This is a genomic window from Pseudomonas sp. EL_65y_Pfl2_R95, from assembly GCF_963971045.1.
Taxonomy (GTDB): domain Bacteria; phylum Pseudomonadota; class Gammaproteobacteria; order Pseudomonadales; family Pseudomonadaceae; genus Aquipseudomonas.
The window spans coordinates 526,891-551,497 of the sequence record NZ_CAXAOV010000002.1 but is presented as its reverse complement, the minus strand read 5'-3'; the positions used below and the strand labels follow the sequence as shown (position 1 = coordinate 551,497).

The 24,607-nt window shown below is 54.6% G+C and carries 23 protein-coding genes, 1 tRNA gene and 2 pseudogenes; 10 read left to right on the top strand and 16 right to left on the bottom strand.

Annotation, left to right across the window (positions count from 1 at the left end; all coding sequences use genetic code 11):
• Positions 1–458 precede the first annotated feature (458 nt).
• A complete protein-coding gene (gene blaOXA, locus AACY09_RS10415) occupies positions 459–1,325 on the bottom strand; it encodes a class D beta-lactamase (protein ID WP_339487741.1) in 867 nt (288 codons plus the stop codon).
• Between the two features lie 107 nt (positions 1,326–1,432).
• Between blaOXA and AACY09_RS10410 the strand changes: the two genes are divergently transcribed.
• Together AACY09_RS10410 and AACY09_RS10405 are read left to right on the top strand one after the other, a co-directional pair.
• A complete protein-coding gene (locus tag AACY09_RS10410) occupies positions 1,433–2,998 on the top strand; it encodes a hypothetical protein (RefSeq protein WP_339487740.1) in 1,566 nt (521 codons plus the stop codon).
• A gap of 255 nt (positions 2,999–3,253) precedes the next feature.
• Positions 3,254–5,614: a DNA polymerase II gene (locus AACY09_RS10405; RefSeq protein WP_339487739.1), complete on the top strand. Its 2,361-nt coding sequence runs from the start codon at positions 3,254–3,256 to the stop codon at positions 5,612–5,614.
• Between the two features lie 185 nt (positions 5,615–5,799).
• Here AACY09_RS10405 and AACY09_RS10400 read toward each other — a convergent pair whose 3' ends face one another.
• A complete protein-coding gene (locus AACY09_RS10400) occupies positions 5,800–7,005 on the bottom strand; it encodes an MFS transporter (RefSeq protein ID WP_339487737.1) in 1,206 nt (401 codons plus the stop codon).
• Positions 7,006–7,115: 110 nt separating this feature from the next.
• Here AACY09_RS10400 and AACY09_RS10395 point away from each other — a divergent pair, with 110 nt between their 5' ends.
• On the top strand, positions 7,116–7,745 hold the full coding sequence (locus AACY09_RS10395) for a TetR/AcrR family transcriptional regulator (RefSeq protein ID WP_339487735.1): 630 nt from the start codon (positions 7,116–7,118) through the stop codon (positions 7,743–7,745).
• A 51-nt stretch (positions 7,746–7,796) separates the two neighbouring features.
• Here AACY09_RS10395 and AACY09_RS10390 read toward each other — a convergent pair.
• The 5 genes and pseudogenes from AACY09_RS10390 to AACY09_RS10370 form a co-directional block, all read right to left on the bottom strand.
• Positions 7,797–8,417, bottom strand: a pseudogene (locus AACY09_RS10390) (tyrosine-type recombinase/integrase).
• A gap of 91 nt (positions 8,418–8,508) precedes the next feature.
• Complete coding sequence (locus AACY09_RS10385) at positions 8,509–9,720, bottom strand: MFS transporter (RefSeq protein ID WP_339487733.1); 1,212 nt, start codon at positions 9,718–9,720, stop codon at positions 8,509–8,511.
• A 10-nt stretch (positions 9,721–9,730) separates the two neighbouring features.
• A complete protein-coding gene (locus AACY09_RS10380) occupies positions 9,731–10,354 on the bottom strand; it encodes an isochorismatase family cysteine hydrolase (protein ID WP_339487731.1) in 624 nt (207 codons plus the stop codon).
• A 58-nt stretch (positions 10,355–10,412) separates the two neighbouring features.
• Positions 10,413–11,498, bottom strand: a complete 1,086-nt coding sequence (locus tag AACY09_RS10375) for a D-cysteine desulfhydrase family protein (RefSeq protein ID WP_339487729.1) — start codon at positions 11,496–11,498, stop codon at positions 10,413–10,415.
• A gap of 197 nt (positions 11,499–11,695) precedes the next feature.
• Positions 11,696–12,619 carry a LysR family transcriptional regulator gene (locus tag AACY09_RS10370; protein ID WP_339487727.1) on the bottom strand — a complete coding sequence of 308 codons (924 nt, stop codon included), beginning with the start codon at positions 12,617–12,619 and terminating at the stop codon, positions 11,696–11,698.
• A gap of 139 nt (positions 12,620–12,758) precedes the next feature.
• Here AACY09_RS10370 and AACY09_RS10365 point away from each other — a divergent pair, with 139 nt between their 5' ends.
• From AACY09_RS10365 to AACY09_RS10340, 6 genes are all read left to right on the top strand, one after another.
• Positions 12,759–13,493: an SDR family NAD(P)-dependent oxidoreductase gene (locus tag AACY09_RS10365; RefSeq protein WP_339487725.1), complete on the top strand. Its 735-nt coding sequence runs from the start codon at positions 12,759–12,761 to the stop codon at positions 13,491–13,493.
• Between the two features lie 66 nt (positions 13,494–13,559).
• Positions 13,560–14,240 (top strand): DsbA family protein, encoded by a 681-nt coding sequence (locus tag AACY09_RS10360; RefSeq protein ID WP_339487722.1) that lies wholly within the window; start codon positions 13,560–13,562, stop codon positions 14,238–14,240.
• 2 nt (positions 14,241–14,242) lie between these two features.
• Complete coding sequence (locus AACY09_RS10355; RefSeq protein ID WP_339487720.1) at positions 14,243–14,401, top strand: hypothetical protein; 159 nt, start codon at positions 14,243–14,245, stop codon at positions 14,399–14,401.
• A 382-nt stretch (positions 14,402–14,783) separates the two neighbouring features.
• Positions 14,784–14,906, top strand: coding sequence for a hypothetical protein (locus tag AACY09_RS10350; RefSeq protein WP_339487716.1), 123 nt, complete (start codon positions 14,784–14,786; stop codon positions 14,904–14,906).
• On the top strand, positions 14,903–15,226 hold the full coding sequence (locus tag AACY09_RS10345; protein ID WP_339487714.1) for a zinc-binding dehydrogenase: 324 nt from the start codon (positions 14,903–14,905) through the stop codon (positions 15,224–15,226). The genes AACY09_RS10350 and AACY09_RS10345 overlap by 4 nt, the downstream gene beginning before the upstream one ends.
• A gap of 31 nt (positions 15,227–15,257) precedes the next feature.
• Positions 15,258–15,467: a tautomerase family protein gene (locus tag AACY09_RS10340; protein ID WP_339487713.1), complete on the top strand. Its 210-nt coding sequence runs from the start codon at positions 15,258–15,260 to the stop codon at positions 15,465–15,467.
• 96 nt (positions 15,468–15,563) lie between these two features.
• Here AACY09_RS10340 and AACY09_RS10335 read toward each other — a convergent pair.
• The 4 genes and pseudogenes from AACY09_RS10335 to AACY09_RS10320 form a co-directional block, all read right to left on the bottom strand.
• Positions 15,564–15,665 (bottom strand): annotated as a pseudogene (locus tag AACY09_RS10335) (integrase); the annotation flags it as partial.
• A 191-nt stretch (positions 15,666–15,856) separates the two neighbouring features.
• On the bottom strand, positions 15,857–17,527 hold the full coding sequence (locus tag AACY09_RS10330) for an arylsulfatase (RefSeq protein ID WP_339487711.1): 1,671 nt from the start codon (positions 17,525–17,527) through the stop codon (positions 15,857–15,859).
• A gap of 130 nt (positions 17,528–17,657) precedes the next feature.
• Positions 17,658–18,656 carry an HAD family hydrolase gene (locus AACY09_RS10325; RefSeq protein WP_339487708.1) on the bottom strand — a complete coding sequence of 333 codons (999 nt, stop codon included), beginning with the start codon at positions 18,654–18,656 and terminating at the stop codon, positions 17,658–17,660.
• 276 nt (positions 18,657–18,932) lie between these two features.
• Positions 18,933–19,700 carry a pyrroline-5-carboxylate reductase family protein gene (locus AACY09_RS10320; protein ID WP_339487705.1) on the bottom strand — a complete coding sequence of 256 codons (768 nt, stop codon included), beginning with the start codon at positions 19,698–19,700 and terminating at the stop codon, positions 18,933–18,935.
• Between the two features lie 271 nt (positions 19,701–19,971).
• Here AACY09_RS10320 and AACY09_RS10315 point away from each other — a divergent pair, with 271 nt between their 5' ends.
• Positions 19,972–20,130, top strand: coding sequence for a hypothetical protein (locus AACY09_RS10315; protein ID WP_339487703.1), 159 nt, complete (start codon positions 19,972–19,974; stop codon positions 20,128–20,130).
• A gap of 81 nt (positions 20,131–20,211) precedes the next feature.
• Here AACY09_RS10315 and AACY09_RS10310 read toward each other — a convergent pair.
• From AACY09_RS10310 to atzF, 5 genes are all read right to left on the bottom strand, one after another.
• Positions 20,212–20,285 (bottom strand) — tRNA-Gly (locus tag AACY09_RS10310).
• 142 nt (positions 20,286–20,427) lie between these two features.
• A complete protein-coding gene (locus AACY09_RS10305) occupies positions 20,428–21,315 on the bottom strand; it encodes an alpha/beta fold hydrolase (protein ID WP_339487701.1) in 888 nt (295 codons plus the stop codon).
• A gap of 399 nt (positions 21,316–21,714) precedes the next feature.
• On the bottom strand, positions 21,715–22,407 hold the full coding sequence (locus AACY09_RS10300; RefSeq protein ID WP_339487699.1) for a 16S rRNA pseudouridine(516) synthase: 693 nt from the start codon (positions 22,405–22,407) through the stop codon (positions 21,715–21,717).
• A gap of 4 nt (positions 22,408–22,411) precedes the next feature.
• Entirely contained in the window at positions 22,412–22,639 is a 228-nt protein-coding gene (locus tag AACY09_RS10295; RefSeq protein WP_339487697.1) for a cysteine-rich CWC family protein, read from the bottom strand.
• A gap of 114 nt (positions 22,640–22,753) precedes the next feature.
• Positions 22,754–24,556: an allophanate hydrolase gene (atzF, locus tag AACY09_RS10290; RefSeq protein ID WP_339487695.1), complete on the bottom strand. Its 1,803-nt coding sequence runs from the start codon at positions 24,554–24,556 to the stop codon at positions 22,754–22,756.
• Positions 24,557–24,607: the final 51 nt, after the last annotated feature.

The following is a 24,607-nucleotide window of genomic DNA, read 5'->3' as shown; positions in this document are numbered from 1 at the left end:
CAGCCGACGGGTCACTGGATCAGTGACTGGGGTCTCCAAAAAGGTCTGGGTTTTTGGCTTCTTGCCGATAGTGACGGTATGGATTCGACTGCCACTATGTATGGTCAGACCCCAGTCTGCTCCGACATTTACAAGGCATCACCGACCTCAATCCCGAGTTCTCTTCGCAAACTGATGCCCTGCGCGTCTGGCCCATATATCTTTGAGGCGAGGCGGGGCTTCTGACCGACTAGCATTCCCATTGTTCCAAGGCGGGTGCTTGAAGCTAATAAGGGTGTTTATGGCTGATCATCCATATTTGAAGAGGCAATGGTGGATCAGCATTAGCAATGGTCAGGTAATTTAAGGATTGGCACCAACTAAGAGCAGATGAAGCACTAAGCACAGAGTCCAAGACTTTTAGGTTACATCACGGTTTACTGAGGCAGGGAGCATCTACATGAGAGGCTCCCTGTTGGCTACAGTAACGCCATTTTTTTGAATACTTTTTTGGTGATGGTCATGCGCTTCGCAGCATCTTTGCTCGTCTTAATGTCAATATTCATCGCATAAAAATATACATTTTTGCCGCGCTCCAAATATCCAACCAACCAACCAGTCTGCGGGGCACCTTTTTCACCCAGCCCTGCCCAACCTGATTTACCACTAAGCCGGTAGTTGGGTGTGTCTTCAAGAACAACCATCTCTTTGACCATACGGGTCGATGTCTCTGATACGCCCAACTTGTCCTCATAAAACCTTTGAAGAAAGTTGACTTGCTCTTTGGCCGAAATTCTAAGACCACCGGTTAGCCAGAACTGATCGATCCCACCTGAGATGTTTCGATTACCGTAAGAAAATTGATCCACATATGCCTGCATGCGTTTCTGGCCAATTCTTCGAGCTATCTCTTGGTAGTACCACACCACAGAGTTTTGCAAAGCTGTGTGCAGTGTGTTTTTTTTCGCCCAGCTATCCGGCCACCAGGCTTGGCGAGGGTTTTTTACGCTATCCCAATCCAGTTCGAATTTTGGACCGCTTGCAACGCTGGTTTCCAATGCAATCAAGCTATTTGGAATCTTGAACGTCGATGCTGGTAAGTATTGGGTATTAGCTCGTTTTTCGTCGTGGTAAAGCCACCTATTTTGCTGAGGGTCGAAAAGCACAAAAGTACCTTTGACGTCGCCAGCTGCAAACAGTTGGTCTAGGTCTGAGTTTTGCACGGCCACTTCTTTTGTTTGAGCCTGCGTAGCACATGCCGCCACGAGCATTAAGCCAGCAAGCATAGTATTTGCAAGTTGGAGAAGTTTCATCTTTATGCCTATTTGTTTGATTGATGGGTGCATTAGAGCTCTCCGCAAGGTGGAAAATAGTTGAATAGGTGCGAAACAGTAAAACGTCTTGTTGTAACATTCGTAACACTAAGACCTAGACTTCGTTTTCAGGGTTATTCATGACTAGCTCTTCAATAAATATCGAACTTGCGCCGATGTTGCGCGTTAATGATGTGTCTGTCCGGTATCAGTCGCTTTGGTTGCTGGTCGCTGTCTACCATGCTCAGAAGTGTGGTAAGGCCGTCCTGCCTGTATACAAGTTGCGCGCACGTTTTCCGGGTAAGTCGAACTGGAGAATGCTGATATCTAGGGCGTTCGCAGACTTTGAGAGGTGGGATGTTAAAGTTGGATGGGGTGACGATATTTCATGCAGTTTCAGTCTGCTTAATCGTCGGCAGCGTAGTCGCGGTCCTTTTTGGATCGATGCCGTAACACTATCCAGAATATCCATTCGAGGTGATGGCACTGAACTAAGTATCGCTGCAATAGCACTCTTTTTAGGGCTTCCTGCTATCGACGTAGTCGCCAAAAAAAATGTAGATCGGATCGTGAACGAGGTGAATTATTGGGGGCACCTGACTCAAGCGCTCCGAGTGACGCTTGATGGTTTCGGAGGGCAATTCGATAACCAATTGAGCGATCACTTTCGCTTAGCTCGTGATTCAGCGCAGAACGATTTTCAGAGAGGTCTAGCTGTATTAAAGGAAAGTCTTGCATGGCGCAGGTTGGGTGATATGCACCGCAGTCAATCTACACTCAACTGCTTGGAAGAACTTTTAGAACAGCCTGATGACGACTGTGAGATGCCAACGCTTAGTGCGATGGCTCATATCGCACGAGGCTGGAACCTCTACCGCCGTGGCGATTTATCTGCGACTAACGCAGAGCTCGAAAGACTAAGGCTTGACGCCAACCTTCAACTGGTTACGCGATATAACCCTAGGGTGCGTTTCGAGTATCTGAATTTGTTCGCGTTGGTGGGCAAGGCACGAGCCCTCAGTGAGGAGGGTCTGTCTATGCAAGAGCGTCTGATCGCAGCAAGCGAGACCATTGCGGCTCTCTCTGGTGCACTAAACGCGGCTTACGAAGCTGACTCGATCGAGGCGGCGCAGGACGTGGCGGCAAATATCGGATTCACAAAGTGGATGTTTTGGAAAAATGATTTAGTAGACAAGAAACATGCAAAAAACGCGCATACAGTTCAGTTGCAGGCTGCACGCTGGATCGGTTTGTCAGAGTGGATATGTGACCGTTTTGGAGTAGGCGGAGGCTCCGCTTGGAATCTGATTTTTTTGCTTCGCATTGCGCGGGGTAATTGCATTTGCGCCGGAGGACAAGATTTAAATGCGTTTCGTGGCATGACGCCGGTGCCCTTGGGGAGCATCCTGGGTGCTGTTCGGCCTTTTCATGCAGCTTTTTCGAAAGCCAAAGGCTTTACTGGCTGGTCTAACGCCGCCGTTTTTGCAATCGAAGAAAGTGACGCTTCCCGCATTCAATACCCAGCCTTACAGCTTGCGAATCTGTTGCTTGAAACTGCGTGGTACTCAATTCACGAATACGGTTTATGCAGACAAGCCTATGATGCGATTGAGCGACTGGAAGGGATAATGATGGAGCTGCGTCCCACGGAAAGACGCTTCTTTCGCGAAAGCATCAAGGACTTGCCCAGTGAGTTTCGCAAGTGATTGATGCATAAAATGGGACCGATTTATTTACGGCGCGCATCGTCAGCTCTTGGCCGGTTCTCTGCCGATCATGGCCAGAAAGTTTAGGGGTCAAATCCGATGCAATCGGTGACCATAGAACTGCACATGACAAGTCACCACGAATGCAAGCTGCTGGTCAACTGGAGTGCAATTTCGCCGTTAGCCCGGTTAATGCACAGGCGCCGCGCCAGACGGGTAGAATCAGCCAGTTAATGCAATGTGCGGATGGGCTTAGTGGAATTTCAACACGGTTTTATTTTGTCGCGACATTGGCGTGATACGCCAGGCGGCAGCGTGGTGGAGTTTTGGCTGGCAACCGATCAGGGCCCGCGCCAGTTGCGCTTGCCGCTGCAAACCTCGGTTGCGTTTATTCCGGCAGAGCAGCGCCAGCAAGTTGAAGCCCTGCTCGCCAACGAGGCGGGCTACCATTTACGCACGCTGGGTCTGCGCGACTTTCAGCAACGCCCGGTGCTTGGCTTGTACTGCCAGCAATATCGTCAAATCATGCAGTTGGACAAACTGCTGCGTAAATCCGGCGTGGATGTTTACGAGGCCGACATTCGCCCGCCCGAGCGTTACCTTATGGAGCGATTCATCACCGCAGGGGTGAGTTTTGTAGGCACTGTCAATGCAGACGGCATCGTGACGGACGCGCAACTCAAGCCGGCCCCGGATTATCGCCCTGCCTTGCGGCTGGTTTCGCTGGATATCGAAACCACCGAACATGGCGAGCTTTATTCGATAGCACTTGAAGGGTGCGGCCAGCGCGATGTGTACATGCTCGGCCCGGCGAATGGCGATGCGACCCCGCTCGACTTCAACCTGCAGTACTGCGCCTCAAGAGTCGAACTGCTGCAGCAGCTCAACCAGTGGTTTGCCGCCCACGATCCCGACGCAATTATTGGCTGGAACGTGGTGCAGTTTGACCTGCGCATTCTCCACCAGCACGCACGCAGTCTGGCCGTGCCCCTGCTGCTTGGGCGTGGCAACAGCGAAATGCTCTGGCGCGAACATGGCCGCCGCAACCACTACTTCGCAGAAGCGGCGGGCCGGCTGATTATCGACGGCATCGAAGGCTTGCGTTCAGCCACCTGGAGCTTTCCTTCCTTCAGCCTGGAAAACGTCGCACAGACCCTGCTTGGCGAGGGCAAGTCGATCAGCACGCCGTACCAGCGCATGGATGAAATCAATCGGATGTTCGCCGAAGACAAGCCGGCGCTGGCGCAGTACAACCTCAAGGACTGCGAACTGGTAACCCGCATCTTCGCCAAGACCGAACTCTTGCGCTTTCTGCTCGAGCGCGCCAGTGTCACCGGCCTGCCTGCGGATCGCAGCGGCGGTTCGGTGGCCGCCTTTACACACCTGTACATGCCGCTGATGCACCGCAAGGGATATGTCGCACCCAATCAGGGCGAGCGACCGCCCGAAGCCAGCCCCGGCGGTTTTGTGATGGACTCGCAGCCGGGCTTGTATGACTCAGTGCTGGTGCTCGATTTCAAGAGCCTGTACCCCTCCATCATCCGCACCTTCCTGATCGACCCGATCGGCTTGATCGAAGGCCTGCAGCAGCCGGATGACGCACATTCGATCGCCGGTTTCAGAGGCGCACGCTTCTCGCGCGAAACCCATTGCCTGCCGTCGATAGTGGCGCGGGTTGCCGATGGCCGCGAGACAGCCAAACGTGAGCACAACGCGCCCCTGTCGCAAGCGCTGAAAATCATCATGAATGCGTTTTACGGGGTGCTGGGTTCCAGTGGCTGTCGCTTCTTCGATCCGCGCCTAGCCTCCTCCATTACCCTGCGCGGCCACGAGATCATGCGCCGGACCCGCGAGCTTATCGAGTTACAGGGTTACACGGTGATCTACGGCGACACCGACTCGACATTTGTGTGGCTCAAGCGCCCGCACAGCGAGGCCGATGCAACTCGTATCGGCCGCGAACTGGTAGCCACTGTCAATCAATGGTGGAAGACGCATTTGCAACAGCACTACAGCCTTGAGAGTGCGCTGGAATTACAGTTCGAGAGCCATTATTGCCGCTTCCTGATGCCGACAATCCGCGGCGCGGAGGAAGGCAGCAAGAAGCGTTATGCCGGCAAGGTGCGGCGCAGCGACGGCACCTCGGAAATGGTCTACAAAGGCCTCGAGACCGTGCGCAGTGACTGGTCGCCACTGGCTCAGCAGTTTCAGCGCGAGCTGTATCAACTGATCTTCGACCAGAAACCGTATCAGGCCTATGTTCGTGACTACGTGCAACGCACGCTGGCGGGTGAACTGGATGACCTGCTGGTCTACCGCAAGCGCCTGCGCCGACCGCTCAATGATTACCAGCGCAATGTACCGCCACATGTACGCGCTGCCCGCACAGCGGACGAATACAACGCCGAGTTGGGCAGGCCGATGCAATACCAGAATGGCGGCTGGATCAGCTACGTCATCAGCAAGAACGGCCCCGAGCCACTGGAAATTCGCCGCGCATCAATCGACTACGACCACTACCTGACTCGCCAGCTGCAACCGGTTGCGGACGCCATTCTGCCGTTTGTTGGTGACGACTTCAGCACCTTGGTTGGCGGCCAGCTGGGCTTGTTTTAAGGACCGCCCTCGTCCGCAGCCTTTATTTGGATATTACAAGGAATTGACCAAGAGGCATCGTAGCCTTGGCAGGCAGAAATCGGCCAAAAGCAGCCTGTCGTGTTCGTCCGCCTTCCACCTTGGCATCTTCCCTTCGCATTGGCGCCAAAAGCGCTGCCAGGCAGCGCAGTTTTGCTGTCTGTATCTCAATGACCGGCGACTACTTGACTCGACTGCCTCTCACCTTTTGCAAAGCCATGGACTCGCGCTCGCGATGCAATGACCAGACTGAGCAGTAACAGCGCCAATAAGACCCAGGGAAAAGAACTCACCCCCGATTGACCGAGCAAAACACCACCCAGAAGCCCCCCGCCCGCGATAGCGCCGTTCCAGACAACGACGTTCATCGAAAGCGCAACGTCAGCGCCGTCACCTGCTGAGTCGGCGAGCGCAGTTTGTAAAAGCGTGGCGGCACCACCAAAGGTCAGCCCCCAAATAAACACCCCGACGTAAATAGCTAAGGCAGAGCCTGAAAACAAACCGAAGAAAGCTGAAACCGCTGCGAAGGTTGCGAGGCTAGCCAATACGGTGTTTCGCAGATTTCGGTCAACCAGTCGTCCCGCTACCCAGATGCCCACTAACGCGGCAATACCGAACGCCAGCAATACCAAATCCACATCTTTCGCCAACCCGGCCTTGGAGACAAAGGGCGCGACGTAGGTATAAAGAATGTTGTGAGCCAGCATCCAGGTGAAGACGACTGCTAGCACTGAGCGTACACCAGGCGTGAAGAACACCTGACTCAACGCCATGCGCTGTGAGGAGGACTGGCCAGGGTAGTCAGGCACTTTGATCAGCACAAAGGCGATCAGCAGCAGGGTCAGCACGGACATCAACCCAAACGCCATGCGCCAGCCAATGAAGCCGCCCACCCAGGTTCCCAGCGGCACCCCTAGCGACAATGCGATGGGGGTTCCCACCATCGCTACCGCCATGGCGCGGCCCTGCAAGTGAGGCACAACCATGCGTCGCGCATACCCTCCGATAAGGCTCCAAGCCAGCCCCGCAGAGACGCCTGCGAAAAACCTCGCCACTAGGGTTAGCCAGTAATCGGACGACAACGCCGTGATGGAATTGAACAGCAAAAATCCGAGAATCGTGAGCAGCAAAACGGTTCGGCGGCGCCAGCTTTGCATGGCAATGGTCAGCGGAATGGCTGCCAGCAATGAGCCCAGCGCATAAACGGTGACCATCTGCCCAGCGAATGATGGTGATACCCCCAGGCCACTGCCAATCTCGGGCAGCAAACCCGCCGGTAACGTCTCAGTCACGATGCAGATGAACCCCGTCATCGCCAGTGCCAGTAATGCCCCAAGGGGAAGCTTTTCACTCTGTTTTTCATCTGCCGTCATGCGACTCTCTCGACTAATATACTGATCGGTACAAATATAAGAAACATCTATCAGGTAGTCAACGACTTATGTATCGATTAGTATCTAAGTCACTTTTGAGGAGATCCAACATGGCCCAAATGGGACGTCCGCGCACGTTTGACCGTGACGCGGCAATCACTCAGGCACTGCATTTATTTTGGCAGCACGGCTATGATGCGACGTCGCTCAGCCTGCTCAAAGCCAACATCGGTGGCGGCATCACCGCGCCTAGTTTCTACGCCGCATTTGGATCGAAGCAGGCGTTGTTCGGTGAAGTAATGGAGCACTATCTCACCACCCACGGGCGGGTCACAGAAAGCCTGTTTGATACGACCCTTGCGCCCAGAGAGGCGATTGAGCTCACCCTTCGCCGGTCAGCAAAAATGCAGTGCGAGGCCGGTCACCCCAAAGGCTGTCTGGTATCGCTAGGCCTCATGAGCGCTTGCTCAGAAGAGAGCACGGTCATCTCCGCCCCCCTCACACGGGCAAGGAGCTTGAACCGCGCGGCTATGGTGGCCTGTATCGAACGCGCCATTGCTGCTGGGGATTTATCCGAGACGGCAATACCCGAGGCAATCGCGACCGTTTTCGACAGTTTTCTTTTGGGCTTGTCCACATTGGCACGCGATGGTTTACCACATGCCAAGCTGGATGCAGCGGTGACTCAGATCATGGGGGTCTGGGATAGCCAGCGGATTGTTTCCGAAGGTGCAGAGTGACCGTTTTTGGCCGGTTAACGACGGCCTGACTCTGGCCGTCGCTATGCATGATCAGACTTCAGTCTGCTCCGCCATCTCCAAGGCGTCGTCGACCTCAATCTCGAGGTATCGAACGGTGCTTTCAAGCTTCGTATGGCCGAGCAAGAGCTGAACAGCCCTCAAATTCTTCGTCCTGCGGTAAATCAGCGATACCTTCGTACGTCTCATTGTGTGAGTGCCATATACAACAGGATCAAGGCCAATGGCTTTCACCCATGCTTTGACGATTCTCGCGTATTGCCGGGTGGAAAGATGGTCTGAGGTATGCAGCCGACTCGAAAACAGGTAGTCCTCGCTGTGAAGATGAGCCTGAATTATCCAGGCTTCTAAAGCCATCCGCGTTTGCTCTGTAATCTCAAACTGCACTGGCCGCTTAGTTTTCTGCTGCATCACAATGGCTCGCGATGACACGTGCTCTCCATGGGCAACGTCTCGCAAGCGGAGCTTGGTTTAGTCGCAGGCTCGTAGCTTGCTGTCGATGGCCAGATCGAAAAGAGCCAGATCCCGAGTTCTCTCAGCGATCTGAAGTCGTACCCGAATGGCCCAAATATCTTTCAGTCGGAGCGGTGCTTTCTGCCCGACAAGTTTTCCTTTGTTCCATGGTTGATGATTGTAAGTAGTTACGGTGTTCATGGTTTGTCCTCCACATGAGGGAGGACAAGGATGGCTTGTCTGTGTAGCAGTCGCTAACCGGCAAAAGCAACCAGTTGCATCCGTCTAAAAATTAGGGGCGCTTCAAACGGGCAACCGTGGTGATCGCCTCGCGAGGAGATAGGGCATTGATCGCCGTGGCCCCAAGGGCAAGCAAGGCTCCCACCGTTGCGAGGCCGGCCCAGCCGGCTCGGTGTACACCGTAGTTGCCTAATGCTGCGCCGCCAGCCCCGCCCAAGAAGTAGGCCGCCATGAATACTGTGTTGAGCCGGCTACGGGCTTCGGGGCGCAGGTTAAATAGGCGTGTCTGGTTGGCCACCAGGGCGGCGCGATTTCCAAAATCGAGGAGTATCATGCCGACCATCAGCCAACCTAGGCTTTGTCCGCCTGCGGCGACAAACGCGAAACTCACTGCAACTGCAATCGTACTAGCAAGGACCATGGTGCTCGCGCCTAGTCGATCCGCCACTCCCCCGATACGAGGCGACGCGACGATGCCAAGCAGCGCAATCAGGCCGAACATGCCGATGGTGGCGGAGTCGAACCTGTAGGGCGGTTGTACAAGCAGCGCGGCCAGCGTGGCCCACAGCGCGCTGTAAGCGGCGAAGATCAGAAAGCCAATCATTGCGGAGCAGCGAAGCACGCGTTCCTTACGTACCAGAAGGCCCAGGGAGCGTAACAGCGTGCCGTAGCTGATCGGGCTTCGACTCGTGAGTGTGGGGAACCGCCTGGCAACGATTACCAGCAGCACTAGATCCATGAGCGAAGCCAGTATGAAGACAGCCCGCCAATCCGAGTGCGCACCGAGCCAGCCGCCAATGGTGCGCGACAGTAGCAGACCAGCAGAGAGACCACTCAGTAGAGTACCCACGACTCTGCCGCGCTCAGCCGGTGTTGCCAACCCCGAAAGCGCAGGAATGATGATCTGCGCGGTGATCGCCGTTACGCCAACTACGAAACTGCTGGCGCATAGCAGTGTGAAGTTCGGTGCGGCAGCGCAGGCAATCAGCGCGACGGCATTCGCGGCGATGGACAATAAAGCTAGCTGGCGAGGCTGCCGGCAGTCGGCCAGCGGCACGACGAGCAGCAGGCCAGCCGCATAGCCTAGCTGCGTCAATGTGGCGATCAGGCCCGCTTGAGTTGGTGCAAGGCCAAACGATGCGGCCATTTGCGGCAACAGTGGCTGCTGGTAATAGATGGTCGATACAGCAAGCGCACAGCAAACCGCCATCACGGCGACCAGTCGTGTGGATAGTCCCACCGGGACAGGCAATGACTCGGACATGGAACGACTCTCAGTGCTGCAGGGCCAACTGGAGCGCGAGCGTGTCGAGGATGCTGTGCGCAAACGTCGGGCCGTTAAGTTCGTGCGCGGCATGCATCATTTGCGTGCTGAACGCCGCTGTTGCATCGCGCACCAGGGTCACGTGATAGCCGAGCTCCATGGCGAAGCGTGCCGTCGATTCAATGCAGGTGTTTGCCAGCAGTCCCACAATGATCACATGCGTGATGCCTTGCTGCTTGAGTTGGAAGTCGAGATCAGTATTTGCGAACCCGCTTTGGCCCCAGTGCTCCTGGATGATGATGTCGCCCTCCTGCGGTACGAGGTCGGGATGCCACTCGCCACCCCAGGTACCCTTGGCAAAGGTATGACGTTGCTGGATCAGGCATTGGGTCGGATTAGGGTGATCCCAGTTGTCGTAATCTCCAGGCTGCCAGCGACGATGTGGCACGTAAAACACTTGAATACCGAACTCACGGGCGGTTCCGACAGCCGTACGTAGGTTGTTGAGCAGATGGTTATCGTCTGCAACTTTTTTCAACATGGGGAAGAGCTTGCCGCCATCGGATAGGAAGTCGTTGTATGGGTCGACTAGTAATAGGCCGGTTCGCTCGGGCGAATACACAGGAGTGATCATGTTGATATTCCAGTTGAAAGGGGTTGGATAGGGCCGCTGCACTTTACGGATCAGCCAATTACTGGTGATGCTCGGTTGTCTTCAAATGCGCTTTTGACGAGGAGTCTGATGTTTTGTCAAAAGCATTTCTGTAGGCGAACAAGCCAGGTGTCCCACCCGTCATGATGTAGAGGAGGTTGGTGCCTGGCGGGTAGAGGCCGAGTTCAATGTCGAACAGCAGGCCTGCGAACGCTTTGCCGCCATAAACAGGGTCAACCAGCAGCCCTTCAGTTCGAGCAAGGCCTCTCACTGCGCTGAGCATTTCCTCGGTTGGAACGCCATAGCCATCCCCCAGATGTTGGCCGTCGATTAACACCGCGCCTTCATCCAGGATGGAAGCCGGCGACAGCAGGGCGAGCGTTTCGCGCGTTTTGGCGGTGGTGATTTCCAGCGCGCTGGAGTGCTCGGACAACACGGTGTAACTCTTGATCACTCTGGGATCTAGCCCCATCGCCTGGTACCCAGCAATAAGCCCCGCTTGACTGCCACCGCTGCCGTTGGGTAGCACTACCTGAGCGAATTGGAGACCCATAGTTATCGATTGCCTCTGAATTTCCGCCGCAGCATTTGCGTATCCCAAGCAGCCCACCGGACTAGAGCCGGCTAGCGGCGTCAAATAAGGGCGCCGCCCTTGTTTCGTCAGGGTAACGGCCAGTTCGTCGGCATAGGCGATCGGGTCAATGCCATGGGGTAAGAAATGGATATTCGCGCCGAGAATTTCATCGAGCAACACGTTGCCGTTCATCATGAAATCGTCATCGCTGCGCGCCCCCGATGGGGTTAAGATCAACTCACAACGCATCCCTGCTCGAGCTGCAGCGGCAGCAGATAGCCGTGCATGATTGGACTGACGTCCGCCAAAGCTGATGAGTGTGTCGCAGCTCTTGGTCAAGGCATCGCCGATCAGGAACTCAAGCTTGCGCAGCTTATTCCCGCCACCTCCGACGCCCAGAAGATCGTCCCGTTTCACGTAGAGGCGAACACCCTTCAGGTTGGAGGACAACCTGTGAAGCCCCTGAATCGGCGTATCGCCCTCGAGTAGGGGGAATCGTTCGAATGCCGTGAGGCGGCTACTCAAGGGGGCTTCCACAGTAATGGGGTGCATACCGATCTCCAGTAAATAGCCACAATGTTGGCGCTGAATGGCAGGCAATGCTATTCGGGCAAGCCTGGGCAATAAACCCATAGGCGGTTATTACACTTGATACACAGTGTTATTAATCGCCCGCAGTTAGTGCTTAGCCTCTGTAAGGACCTGTCGATACACACCTGCGCAAGAGCGCCTTATTTAATGGCGTATTTTCAGGTCATCTCCCATTCGCGTTTTTTTTCCATCAGGAACTCAATGAACGCTCTTAGCCGCAGCGGTACATGGCGACCGTGGGGATATAGCAAAGAGAAGGGCCGAGAGCGTCCAGCGAAGGGCTTGAGCACTTCGACCAGAGTGCCTTGCTCCAGCTCAGATTCGATTATAAAGCGATAGGTCTGGAACAAACCTGCGCCATGTTTGGCCAGTGTCACGCCTCCGAGGACGTCGTCGGAGCAAACGTAGCTGCCATTCGCGAGAATTTCTTGATCCTTGCCGTCCTCACTGAATAGCCAAGTTATGCGGCGTCCGCTGCTGGGCAATTCATACTGGATGCAATCGTGTTGCTCCAGCTCGACAAGGGTCATCGGTGCCCCTTCACGCGCGAGGTAATCTGGGGTAGCCACTACCACCAACGCAGCATCCTCTAGGAGCCGGGCAATCATGCTCGAGTCCGGCTGGGCACGAACGCGAATCGCCATGTCGTAACCTTCACCCACGAAGTCGATATTCCGATTGCTCAGGTGGATATCCACGTGGACCTTGGGATGACGGCGACGAAACTCGGGTAACAACGGCAGGATTCGATGATGGCCGTAGGTTGTGGGGATACTGATCCGCAGGGTTCCGGATGCCTCCTGCTGCTTGCCTGTGATTTCCCGCTCGGCCTCAATCAGCTGCGTCAAGGCCTGGCGAGATTGTTCGTAGTAGCTTCGCCCACCTTCTGTCAGGCGGATGCTGCGCGTCGTGCGGACAAACAGTCGTGCACCGAGTCGCTCTTCCAGTCGGCCGACTGAACGGCTGACAGCGGCCGGCGTAACTCCGGCGGCCAGAGCTGCCGCAGTGAAGCTGCCGGTTTCTGCCGCGAGGCAGAACAACTCGATACTTCCGAGTAGAACATCGTCGAATTGACGTCGCATGATTAATTACACCATGTATCTGCTGAAGTGTTCCAAGCTGTATTTATCAACTTCTCCCGCAAAAATATAGTGGATCCCAATAGCGCGCTCCACATGATTCAGCGCTTGCCCCCACTTTAGACATTGCAGGAGATACACCATGAGCACTAAAAGAACGGTTGTAATTACTGGCGCCTCCAGCGGTATTGGCTTTGGTTTGGTTCAGGCTTTCCTGGACAGTGGTTTCAATGTTGTGGGTAATGCCCGTTCCGAGGCGCGCCTGACCGAGGCTAAAGCCGAATTGGGCAACCCTGAAAGCTTCATCGGCGTAGTCGGTGATATTGCAAAACCGGAAACCGCAACGCGGATCTTCCAAAGCGCAATCGAACGCTTCGGAAAAGTTGATGTGCTGGTGAACAACGCCGGATTCTTCCTGCCAAAACCTTTCATTGACTATACCCCAGAAGATCTCGAAAACCTGCTGGATACCAACCTCAAAGGCGTGGTTTATGCCTCGCAAGTGGCTGCCGCGCACATGATTGAGCGCAAGCAGGGCCACATTATCAACATCACCGCTGCCGTCGCCCTCCAAGCCAATATTGCCGTTCCCGCAGCCTTGCCGGTGCTGATCAAGGGTGGCTTGAATCAGATGACCCGAGCCCTCGCCCTAGAGTTGTCGCCGCATAACGTCAAGGTCAATTCGGTTGCGCCCGGCATCATTGAAACTCCGATGCATGACCCAGCTATACATGACTTTCTTAGCGGTTTAGCGCCGACCGGCCGCATCGGACAAGTAAGTGATATCGCTGACGCTGTCCTGTACCTGGCTAATGCGGACTTCACAACCGGCGTCGTGCTGCCAGTTGATGGCGGCATGAGCAGCGGGAAGTGGTAAGGATTTGCCCGCTCAAAGGGCGTGCTTATACGCCCTCGTTCCCTCTAAGCAGGAGCTGAAATTTCGATGAAACTGATATTTGTTGCCGACCCGATGTGTTCTTGGTGTTACGGCTTTGCCAAAGAGTTGTCGCAACTCACCCAAGCATACCCGGAACTGCCGATTGAGATCGTGGTGGGCGGTGTTCGCGCCGGCGAGACTGCCATTTTGGATGATGCTGGCAAACGGTTCCGCCTGGAGCACTGGGAGCGGGTCGAAAAACTTAGTGGCCTGCCTTTCAATCGCGATGCCTTTAAGGCCAGGGAAACCTTCGTATATAACACCGAGCCGATCTGCCGCGCAGTCGTAACCGTGCGCAGGTTGGCACCTGAGGCGAATCTGCTGAATGTTTTCCGCGCCCTTCAAAACGCTTTCTATAGAGATGGCCGCAATACCATCGAGGGTGAGGTACTAGCCAACGTTGCCAGCGACGCCCTGGCCGCAGAAGGCATTCACTTGGACGAGGGCCGCTTCCTCGCGGGCTGGCAGGACGAAACAACTGTTAAGGAGACTGCAGCCGACTTCATCAAGGCCCGGCGCTGGGGGATCTACAGTTTCCCGGCCTTACTCCTGGACGTCGGCAGCAACGTGCACGTCTTATCTCCGGGGTATGCCTCTGCAGCCGATCTGCAGCGCAATCTTGAGCAAGTATTGGCTCACGCATCCACCGACGCAGTGGTGCAGGCATTAGATCGTTTAAGGAGCTAGTCATGAAAGCCGCCGTTATTCACCGCTTTGGAGGCCCCAAGAAGATCGCTCTGATTGATTTACCGACGCTATTGCTTGGCGCCGGTCAAGTACTGATCAAGGGGCTGGCGGCGTTGGTGAGCCAGAATGCTCACAAGACTCGCCAAGGGCGGGACCAGTGATCGCCAAGTTCCCCCATCTACTTGGTGCGGTCGCGATCGGTGAAGTCGTAGAGCGGGGGGCCGGGATCCGACGGTTCACGCTGCTGCCGCACAGAGTGCCGCCGTCGATCCTAAACGACATAGTTGCCACGGCGGACCTTTCGGCTGGGACCTACGCTCAATATGTAGCGGCCAGCGAGTCGGATTCTCAGGCCGATATCAGTGGTTTGCCGCCTGAACAAGGGGTGGAGCTGCTCCTGGCTCTGCTTAGCGCAGTTCAAGCCGTCGACGTGGCGGGGCAGGTCAAGTCAGGTGAGCGGGTACTGGTGACGGCAGGAAATTCGGCTACCGGCAATATGGCCATTCAAGTCGCTCGCGCTCTCGGCGCCAAAGTCGCAGGACAGTGCCAAGTCCTGCATCCGCCAAGACAGTCCGCACTGCGGGTGAAGAACGCGTCATCCAGATCGATGACGATCTACTCGACGCGATCAACAAATGGACCAAAGGCAAAGGAGCCGATGTGTGATCGATCTGGTCGGTGACCTTACTTTCGGCCGCACGCTCATGGCACTTAAACCCGGAGGGACTCTGGTCAGCGTCGGCAACCTTGCCGGCGGTAAGGCCTTTTTGAGAATTGCCGACCTCGGCTTCGGGCAGAGACAAATTTGCAGTATCAGAGTCAGCGAAGTTGATTTATTGAAACCTTGGCTGGAGCGGGTACGCAACGGAGAGATTCATCCGGTTGTGGACACGGTTCTGCCAGTAAGCGAGGCCGCCATAGCCCACCAATTGGTGGCTGATAACCGGCACCAGGGAAGCGTCGTACTCCTTCCCTGGTGCTATTGATACCCCTCTATCCATACAGCAGGAGAACACCATGCCCTTCGTTAGCGTTCGAATCACCCGAGATGGCGTAACCCGTGAACAGAAAGCCCAGGTGATCAAGGAAATTACCGACACCCTGGAGCGAGTGCTGAACAAACGTCCGGACCTCACCCATATCGTAATCGAAGAAGTCGATACTGATAACTGGGGTTATGCCGGGATGACCACCACCGAGTACCGAAGCAAAACGCCGCAAAGTTGACCTGTCGCGGGTCGGCCTGGCAGTTCCGGCCGACCCTATTACCTGACATCGAGACCTACCATGAACTCCGAAACTGCCGTGATCTATCACGGTGGCGACCCGAGTGCCCCAAATATTATTCTGTCGCAGCGGTGCTTTATGCCCGACAAGTTTTCCCTTGTTCCATGGTTAATGTCTGTACGTAGTTATGGTGTTCATGGTTTGTCCTCCACATGAGGGAGGACAAGGATGGCTTGTCTGCGTAGCAGTCGCTATCCGGCCAAAAGCAGTCATTCGATGTGTATAAAATGCAAGGCGATTCACTCAAGCGAGATAGCTCATAGAAACTTCTATATCGGAATAAAAAATGCCGCCCATCCAGGCGGCATTTTCATTTCTTCAATCGCTTATCAGTTACTGCTACCGCGAATGTTCTGCATTTTTTGCATGGCACCATCAATCGCTTTCTTCATGCTGAGCGTGTCAGCACCTTGGCTTGGTGGATAGTCGGAAAGACTCTTGAGGTGGGCAGCTAAGAATGGCACTGCAGCGGTCGGTGCCCAAAGTTTCTGGGCGACGAACTTACGTCCTGCGTAACCGTACTCTTCGGAGTCCGGCGTGACTTTCTCCATAGGGTCCATCAGCAGGTTCACGATGTAGGGCACGCTTGGGTATGACTTTTCGTCGAACCAATTACCTTTATGTTTAACCCCAATATGCATCTTCCAACCGTCGACGCGAACGGCCATCAAATCTGTTTCGTCGTAATAGAACAGCTCACGACGTGCAGATTTTTCAGTTTTACCGCTCCAATAATCTAGGTTGTTATAGCCGTCCAAGTGCACCTTATAGTTGGTGCTCCCCATTTTGTAGCCTTTCAACAAGTCTTCTTTCAGGTTCGGTAAACCAGCGGCAGCGGCCAATGTGACGTACAAGTCCTCGTGGCTTTGGATACCGTTACCCTCGCGCCCGGCAGGAATATGCCCTGGCCACTTGATCAAGGCAGGTACCCGTAAGCCACCTTCCCACGTGGTGCCTTTTTCGCCTCGGAATGGCGAGTATCCACCATCCGGATAGAACATGAACTCATTACCGTTATCGGTACTGTAAACAACGATAGTGTTGTCTTCGATACCAAGGTCTTTGATTTTTTGCAAAATCATGCCCACCTGGTCGTCATGTTCGAGCATTCTGGCGCGCACCAAGTCTTCCTCGGCACGTCCTTCGTCCACTGCTCTTTGGATATATTCCTTTTTCGGGTGAGACCAAATGTGAATTGCAGTGGAGTTGAACCATAAGAAGAAAGGCTTATCTCCTTTGCCGACCTTATCCATGTACTTGAGTGTTTCATCAGTCACTTCTTGGTCGATGGTTTCCATCCGCTTGCGGGTGAGGGGACCGGTATCTTCGATTTTCTGTTTGCCTACACGGCCAAATTTAGGATCTTCAGTTGGGTCATCCTCAGTCGTAGCCCAAGCATGAAGTACACCGCGAGGTCCGAACTTTTTCAGATACTCAGGGTTCTTTTGACCTGGGTAGTCGAGTTGCTCCGGCTCTTCCTCGGCATTGAGGTGATAGAGGTTGCCAAACCACTCGTCAAAACCATGTACGGTCGGTAAAAATTCATTGCGATCACCTAGGTGGTTTTTACCGAACTGGGCGGTTGCGTAGCCTTGGGACTTCATCACTTCGGCCAGCGTAGGGTCGCTTGCTTGAATGCCCCGCTCTGATCCTGGGATGCCAATGGTTGTCATGCCGGTGCGCACTGGCATTTGGCCGGTGATAAACGCAGCACGGCCAGCGGTGCAACTAGGCTGGCCGTAGTGGTCGGTAAAAAGCATCCCGGTTTTGGCAATCGAATCGATGTTAGGTGTGCGCCCCATCATCCCATGGGTGTATGCACCTACGTTCCACATCCCGATGTCATCACCCCAAATGACCACAATATTCGGCTTTTTCTGGCCTTGATCGGCGGCAGGGGGATCAGCCGCCATTGTAGGCGACATGAAGCCCAACCATGCAGAGCTGAGTAGCAATAGGGACCGAGAGATTCTGCCCAGTCGCGGCTTTAATTTATCCATTAATCATGCTCCTTCACGAACACCGTCAGTTTTTAAAACAGTTACAAAAAAACCAGCAAGGAAAGCGAACAGCTTACCAACCAATTTAGTACTTATTTCAGATGAAACCTCCTTTGCACCGGCAAATAGTTCATTTATTAAAGGGATAGATGCTTTTCCACTCGCTTGCCATATCAACAACTGTCCAGTTGTTTTTCAGCGCTTCATCTAGGGCCTTATTTAGTTGTCCTATTTTGCTGTCGCGGTCATAGGCCCATTCACGATTAGCATCAGTGTGATGTACTAAACCAGCGAAGCGCTTCCCGTTGCCTGCCATCGTCCATTGGAGCATTTGCAGGTCACCGTCTGAGTTACCAAACGCCAGAATGGGGCGGCGACCTATTACAGACTGAATGCTTACCGGTTTGCCGGGTCCATCGTCATTTAGCGCAAGCTTTGGCTCACGCAGAATTGAGTACTGCCCATCCTGATCCTGAAACTGGGTCACAAAGGTTGTCCCTATCACCTGCTCGGGTGGTATACCGTAAACTTCTTCGGCGAAGGCCCGCATAAACTCCACTTCACCCCCAGAAACTATGTAGGTTTTAAAGCCGTTAGCGCGGAGGTAATCAAGCAACTCCAACATCGGCTGAAATACCATTTCGGTGAAGGGTTTATCGCTTTTGGGATGTTTGGCAGTTGCTAACCAGCGCTCTGCACTCTCTCTAAACTCATCAGTGGTTACGCCTGTATGAGTCGCGCCAATAATCTTCATTAGGCCATCCATACCGCTGGCAGCTAGTGTCTTTTGGTCGTTCTCAAGCACCGCTTTGAAGGGTTGCTCCGCTTTCCACTGCGGATGCTCCGGAGCTAAGCGCTTGACTTCACTAAAAGCGAACAATACTTGAAAGTAAATAGGCTGCTCGCTCCACAGGGTACCGTCGTTGTCGAAGACTGCGATGCGCTCAGCAACTGGCACATAGTCCTTGCTGCCTTCTTCTGTAATGGCCTGAACGAACCGCTCAATAGCTTGGCGCGAGGGGCCATCGCTCCAAGAAGGCAACGTGTCAGCTGCCTGCGACAGATACGGCACCAAGAACAGCAAACATAAGAAATGACGGAGCTGATACGATGTTTTTTTATGATGCATTTTTTGAGTGCCTTGATGTTAGTCAGACCGGTTAGCAGGCTCCGCTATATCGTTCATATAGCCCAGATCAGGTTAGCCCGTGCAGCGTTGAGTGCAAATTTAGAGGGCTACCAGGTTAAAAATCTCTAGGGATTGTATTGGCGCAATGAATCGCCCCTGCTTTTGTAGACACATTGACTGACTGCTTTTGGCCGACAGCTGACTGCCAAACGTAACTGTTTTCGGCCCCAAATCGATCTGGGTAGCAGATGCTTAAGCATGCGTTGCAAGATAGCCTTATGACTTGCCCTTAAGCCCGAGCAATACTGCGTCGCAAGCCGCGCTCCAAGGTGCGTCAGCATTCTGGCTCTGAAGTACATCGAGTCCCTTTGCTGTGAATGTACCCGGGGAGGCGATGGTTTGTCCTATCGCTTCAAGGCTAAAACCTGGTTTCTGACGGGCGCTGGCGAGGCAATCTTGCATGTTGCTCAGCACGAGTTGCCTTGCCTGTTCTGCTGGCATGCCGTTGTCGGTGAACCACTGCTGAAGACCTTCAAGCCAGAAATAAAACCAGCCATTCATGCAGGCAGCGACAGTGGCCAGCTCAAACGCATTTTCGTCCTCCAGCAATATCGAGGTTCCCAGTGGGGAAAGCAGTTGCTGAGCGCGAATATTGGGCGGGTAGGTGACCACGGTGGTGCTGTTTATCTCCGCCGCATAGGAGAGCATCGCTCGCACCAGCGTTGTGTTGGGAAAGTGCTGGGCGAGGGTATTAACATTCATGCCTGCTACGAGGGAGACCAGTGTTTTATCTGGCCCTATCGTGACTTTTTGGACGAGTTGCGCAACGTCGTCGGGGCGGATACCTAGTATCACAAGGGCTGAGTGATCCACCACCGCTTGGTTGTCCGGCATCACTTCACAATCAAAGTGGTCGCGCAAGGCGATAGCGCGGTGGTGATTGCGAGGAGAAAGTTTAATCGCGCCGCAGTAGCCAGCGTGCCGCAGACCTCGAACGACCTTCTCTGTAAGTTCTCCTACGCCCAAAATGCCCAAGCTATCCATGCGTTCCCCGTCAGTCTGATATGTTCAGCGTCCAGTTGAACATATCAGACTGGGCGCTGAGTAGAGCACTCCGCACGACGTGAGTAGGCCGCCTAATCGGTGACCAGACGTCAGATAAATGGGCCACGTTTGGATTCAAACTTAGCCCTACAGGCGTTGTCTCTATAAGACGCTCATCGAGCCCTGTTTGATTTACCAGGCGCTTCATGTGTTGGCTCTAGCCTTTACGGCTCTGGAGCATGATAGACAGCGGGTTTTAGGAGATGAACTGATGAAAGCTTTTTACGCATTGCTGCTCGGCACCAGCTTGCTGGCGCTAAACGGTTGCTTTGGTAGCGACGACAGCAACACCACTAAAGACAATACCGAAGGCAACAAGTCTTCTATCCAGATGCAAACCCATGATGATAAAGATGATGCCGAGGAGTAGCAGGGGCTACTGATGCCGCAAGGCTTCAAATCCCGGAAACGAAAAAGCCCCGCATTAACGGGGCTTTAGCTTGAACAATTCTGGAGCGGGCGGCGGGAATCGAACCCGCGTGATCAGCTTGGGAAGCTGGAGTAATACCATTATACGACGCCCGCATTTGCGGGTGACTTTGTACCAGATGTTCGCAAGGAATTGAAGCGGCACTCATCGTTATTTCTGTAGTTTGTGGTTGGGCAACCTCTGAAAAAACAATCCAGGTGTTTTTTCAGAGGTTGCCTGAGGTGTTGTTTACATGGCTCAGACTGCAATGGCATGCAAGGTTTCTGCAGGTTGTGGGTGGTAGCGGTTGCTGCGCTGCTCGCTGTGCTGCAAGAAGCTCAGGAGCACGGCCTTGCTTTGCTGGCAGGCGCTTTTGTGTTCCATGTCGAGGAAGTGCCCGGCATCTTCGATGGTCGCGAACTGGCAATCTTCAAGATAGTCAGCGAACACCCGCACGTCCTGCCCGGTGGTGTACTCATCTTTCTCACCGTTGACGAACAGCAGCGGCACATCAATGCGCGCCAGGTATTCCATCTGGCAATGAGCTTCCATGCGCACGACTTGGTTGATGTGCGCGTGCATCTGCAGGTACTCATGTTCGTCGAGTCGGCTGATGTGGCGATAGTTGTAGCGCTTGAACAGCGAAGGCAAATGCTTGCCTATGGTGTCGTTTACCAAGTGGCTGATGCTGTCGCGATCTACCGCCTTGAGGTAAATCAGGCCCTTTTCCAGGTAATCGAGCATTGGCTCATTCAGCAGTGGCGAGAAGGAGCTGATGATTGCCTTTTCGATCCGCTCAGGGCGCCTGGCCAGTGCCAGCATGGCGGCCACGCCACCCCAGGAAAACGACATCAGGTAATTGGCTTCAAAGTGTTCGATGAGCTCCAGCAATACGCTGGCCTCATCTTCTTTGCTTATCGGCTGATGGTTGCTGTTATGCGCCTTTGATTGCCCGGCATAGGGCTGATCGTAGAGCACCACATTGAACTGTGGTTGCAGGTACTTAATCGTTTGCGCGAATGAGGAGGTAGTCGCCAGTGAGCCGTTGACCAGAATGATGGTCTTGCGGGCCATTGGGTTGGCATAGAACTCCGTGTGAACCTTTAACGTCCTGTGAACATCGACGACAGCTGTAAGTGGCTTCATGTCGTTTCCTCTTGGCGCAATCCAAATCATGGCGTACGCAATTGCGTAAACCGAGCTAGAGCAGGACAGTAGGTAAACGCCTGGACGTGACAAAGCGATGTCAGGCGTGAATTTTTATTGGATTATTTTTTTCAATCGGTAAGGGCTGAAATAGAGCAGCCGCCCCGCAGCGTGGGATGCTGAGGAGGGTGTCTTGTAACCAGGCAGGAACCCAATTTGCGCAGAGCGCAAGAAACCAAGAGAACGCTTAGATGGTGATTGTGACTGGTCAGTCACGTTTCACCTTGTGATTCGATTTAAGCAGTCGCTTTCAGTACTGACAAGCATTTATTTCAGCGATTGAGTGCCGTTTATCGGTGACTGCCGGATGGCTGCTCGTGGTGGTGTATGCGTGGCCGACTAAACGCTGGCGATTTCGTCTGGTGTGAGCGTGCGATATTCACCGGGTGCCAGTTGCGGGTCGAGCATTATATTGCCTACGCGCTCACGGTGCAGGCCAATGACTTTGTTCTGAAAGTGGCCAAACATGCGCTTTACCTGATGGTATCGGCCTTCATAAAGCGACAGACGAGCATTGTATGGGGCAACAATTTCAAGCATGGCAGGCAGGGTGGTGAGGTCTTCAAACTCGAAGTACATACCCGCTGCAAAGGTATCGACGTAGTGCGCTTCAATCGGCTGTTCGGTCGAGACCCAATACACCTTGGCTTGCTTGCTGACGGGTTGAGTCACTCGGCGCGACCATTGGCCGTCATTGGTGATAAGCAATAGGCCGCTGGTGTTGAGGTCGAGGCGTCCAGCCAGATGCAGCTCTGCCTTATCCGGCTCATTGAGCAGGTCGATGACGGTTTTATGCGCCGGGTGCTCGGTCGCGCTGACCACGCCCATTGGTTTGTTGAGCATAAAGTAGCGCGCCGGTTTACCGGCTTGAATGGCGTGGCCATCCAACTCAACCCGGTTGAACACCGTGACATCGAAGCGGGGGTCGCGGCAGCACTGTCCGTCAATCAGTACCTGGCCACTGGCGATTAGCTGGCGTACAGCCTGACGGTTAAACTGCGGCAGGTTGCTGAGGATTCGGTCGAGCCGCATCGCCTTACTCGTGGTCCTTGGTGCTTGCCGGTTGCTTGGCGTTGTCGATGGCGCCCGTTGCGCAATTTGGGCAAATACACCGCAGATCAACACCGGGCGGGATTTTTTCCAATATTTCAGGGGCAATCTTTTTGGCAAAGCACCAACAGTTTGCCACTGGCGCGGCCACACCTGCTTGCGCGCATTGGTTGAGCTGGCCGCACAGAGGACAAATGCTCGCTGAGTTATTCATGGCAGAGAAGGGCTAGTGTGTGCAAGATTGCAGCAGTATAAAGCCCTTCCCCAACCATCGCGCATAATCATTCGTTAGCCGAAGCAAAGCTGACCCAGCGGATCACAGGCGGTTTCACGCCTTGCTTTGCATATACCCGCGCCAGCCACCCAGTTCAGTAATATTCTTCGCGCCTTCGATGCCTTGCGGCTCGCAGATAAAACCAACTTCCCAACTGCCGTCCGCCAGCTGCACTTTGCCTAAGCCAAGCGGTGCGGGAATACCACAGAGGAATGAGCCCAGTTCGCTGCTGGGAAGCTCCCAGACCTCCACTTCGATGGCTGCTCCGCCTTCACTGACCCGAACCATGCCCGGGCGAAACGGTGGCCCCCCTGCGAGCGCGTAGAGTTGGTAATCCGCTGAGCTGTGCGTCGCTTTAAGCAGCTTGGCGCCGCGTTTGAGCAGCTGCCAGTTGAGCGGGAAACCTTGCAAGTGTGCGCCACAAACCACCACGCGAGCCAAGTCATTGCCTGCCGGGTGAGTGGGCAGGCTGCACTCATGCTTGCGCTCACCACACAGCGGCAACTTGTGCTGGTGCTGCAGGGCGTTGGCGATGCTGAGCAGGTATTGGTCAGTGAATGCGCGGCCGAACACCGTCACACCCCAAGGTAAACCGTTGCGCATAAAACCGGCTGGCACGGCGACCGCTGCGTAGTCGAGCATGTTCATAAAATTGGTGTAGTAACCGAGGTCTGAGTTGCGGGCGACAGGCTCGTCATGCAGTTCAGCCAAGGTGACGGGCCGCGGATACGCGGGCGTGAGGATGCAATCAACGCTGTCCATGATTGGCTGGCAAATCGCCTTGAGCGCTTGCAGGCGATATTGCGAGCGGAAGGCCTCGACTGCGGTGGTGCCCGGTGCTTTGGCCAGTACCGCGTGGATCACCGGCAATACCGCATCGGCTTGGGCTTCGATCAATTCCCCGGCGACGCTGTAACGCTCTGCCACCCAAGGGCCTTCATACAGCAGGCGCGCGGCTTCGAGAAACGGCGATAGGTCGATTTCGACCGGCTCACCGCCCAGCGCTTTGAGTTGCTCGATAGTGGCAGCGAACAGTGCAGGGCTTTCGCTACAGCCTAAAAACTCCAGCTGCTTGGGTACGCCAAAACGAAATGCGCGCGGTGCGCCGAAGGCAGTGGCCGCATTCCACATCGGGTTGCTGCGGCTGTATTCATCACGCGGGTCCAGGACGGCGGTAAGGGCCAGTAACTGGCTGGCTTCGGCTGCTGTGGCGGTGAAAAAGGTCACGCAATCGAGGGTGCGACAGGCGGGTACAACACCGGCGGTAGAGATCAAGCCTTTGCTGGCTTTGAGGCCGATCAGGTTGTTGAGCGCGGCCGGAACGCGCCCGGAGCCTGCGGTATCGGTGCCCAAGGCAAAACTTGCCAGCCCCAGAGCTACTGCCAGCGATGAACCGGCGCTGGAGCCGCCAGACGGATAATCCGGGTGCACGCTGTTGCGGCATTCACCGTAGGGAGATCGCGTGCCGTTGAGGCCCGTGGCAAATTGGTCGAGGTTGGCCTTGCCCATGGGCACAGCCCCCAAGGCAATTAACTGCTCAACGATTGTGGCGCTGTGTTCCGGCGTGTATGCGAATGCAGGGCAGGCTGCGGTGGTTGCAATACCGGCCAGATCGATATTGTCCTTGATCGCGAACGGCACGCCATACAGCGGTAGTTCATCCGGTGAACGGGCATCCAGCGCGGCCAGATAAGGTTCTTGCTCCGCATCGGTTAACAGGTGGATAAACAAATTGAATTCGGGGTTAAGCGCCGCCGCTTGTTCACGCAGCGCACCGATGACTTGACGCGGCGTCAGGGTGTGGTTCTTGTAGGCACTGTTTAGCGCGCTGAGGCGTAGGTCAAATTGATGGTTCATAAGTCAGTGTTCCCATGCTGGGTCAGCTCGCCAGTCGCCTGTATCAACAGG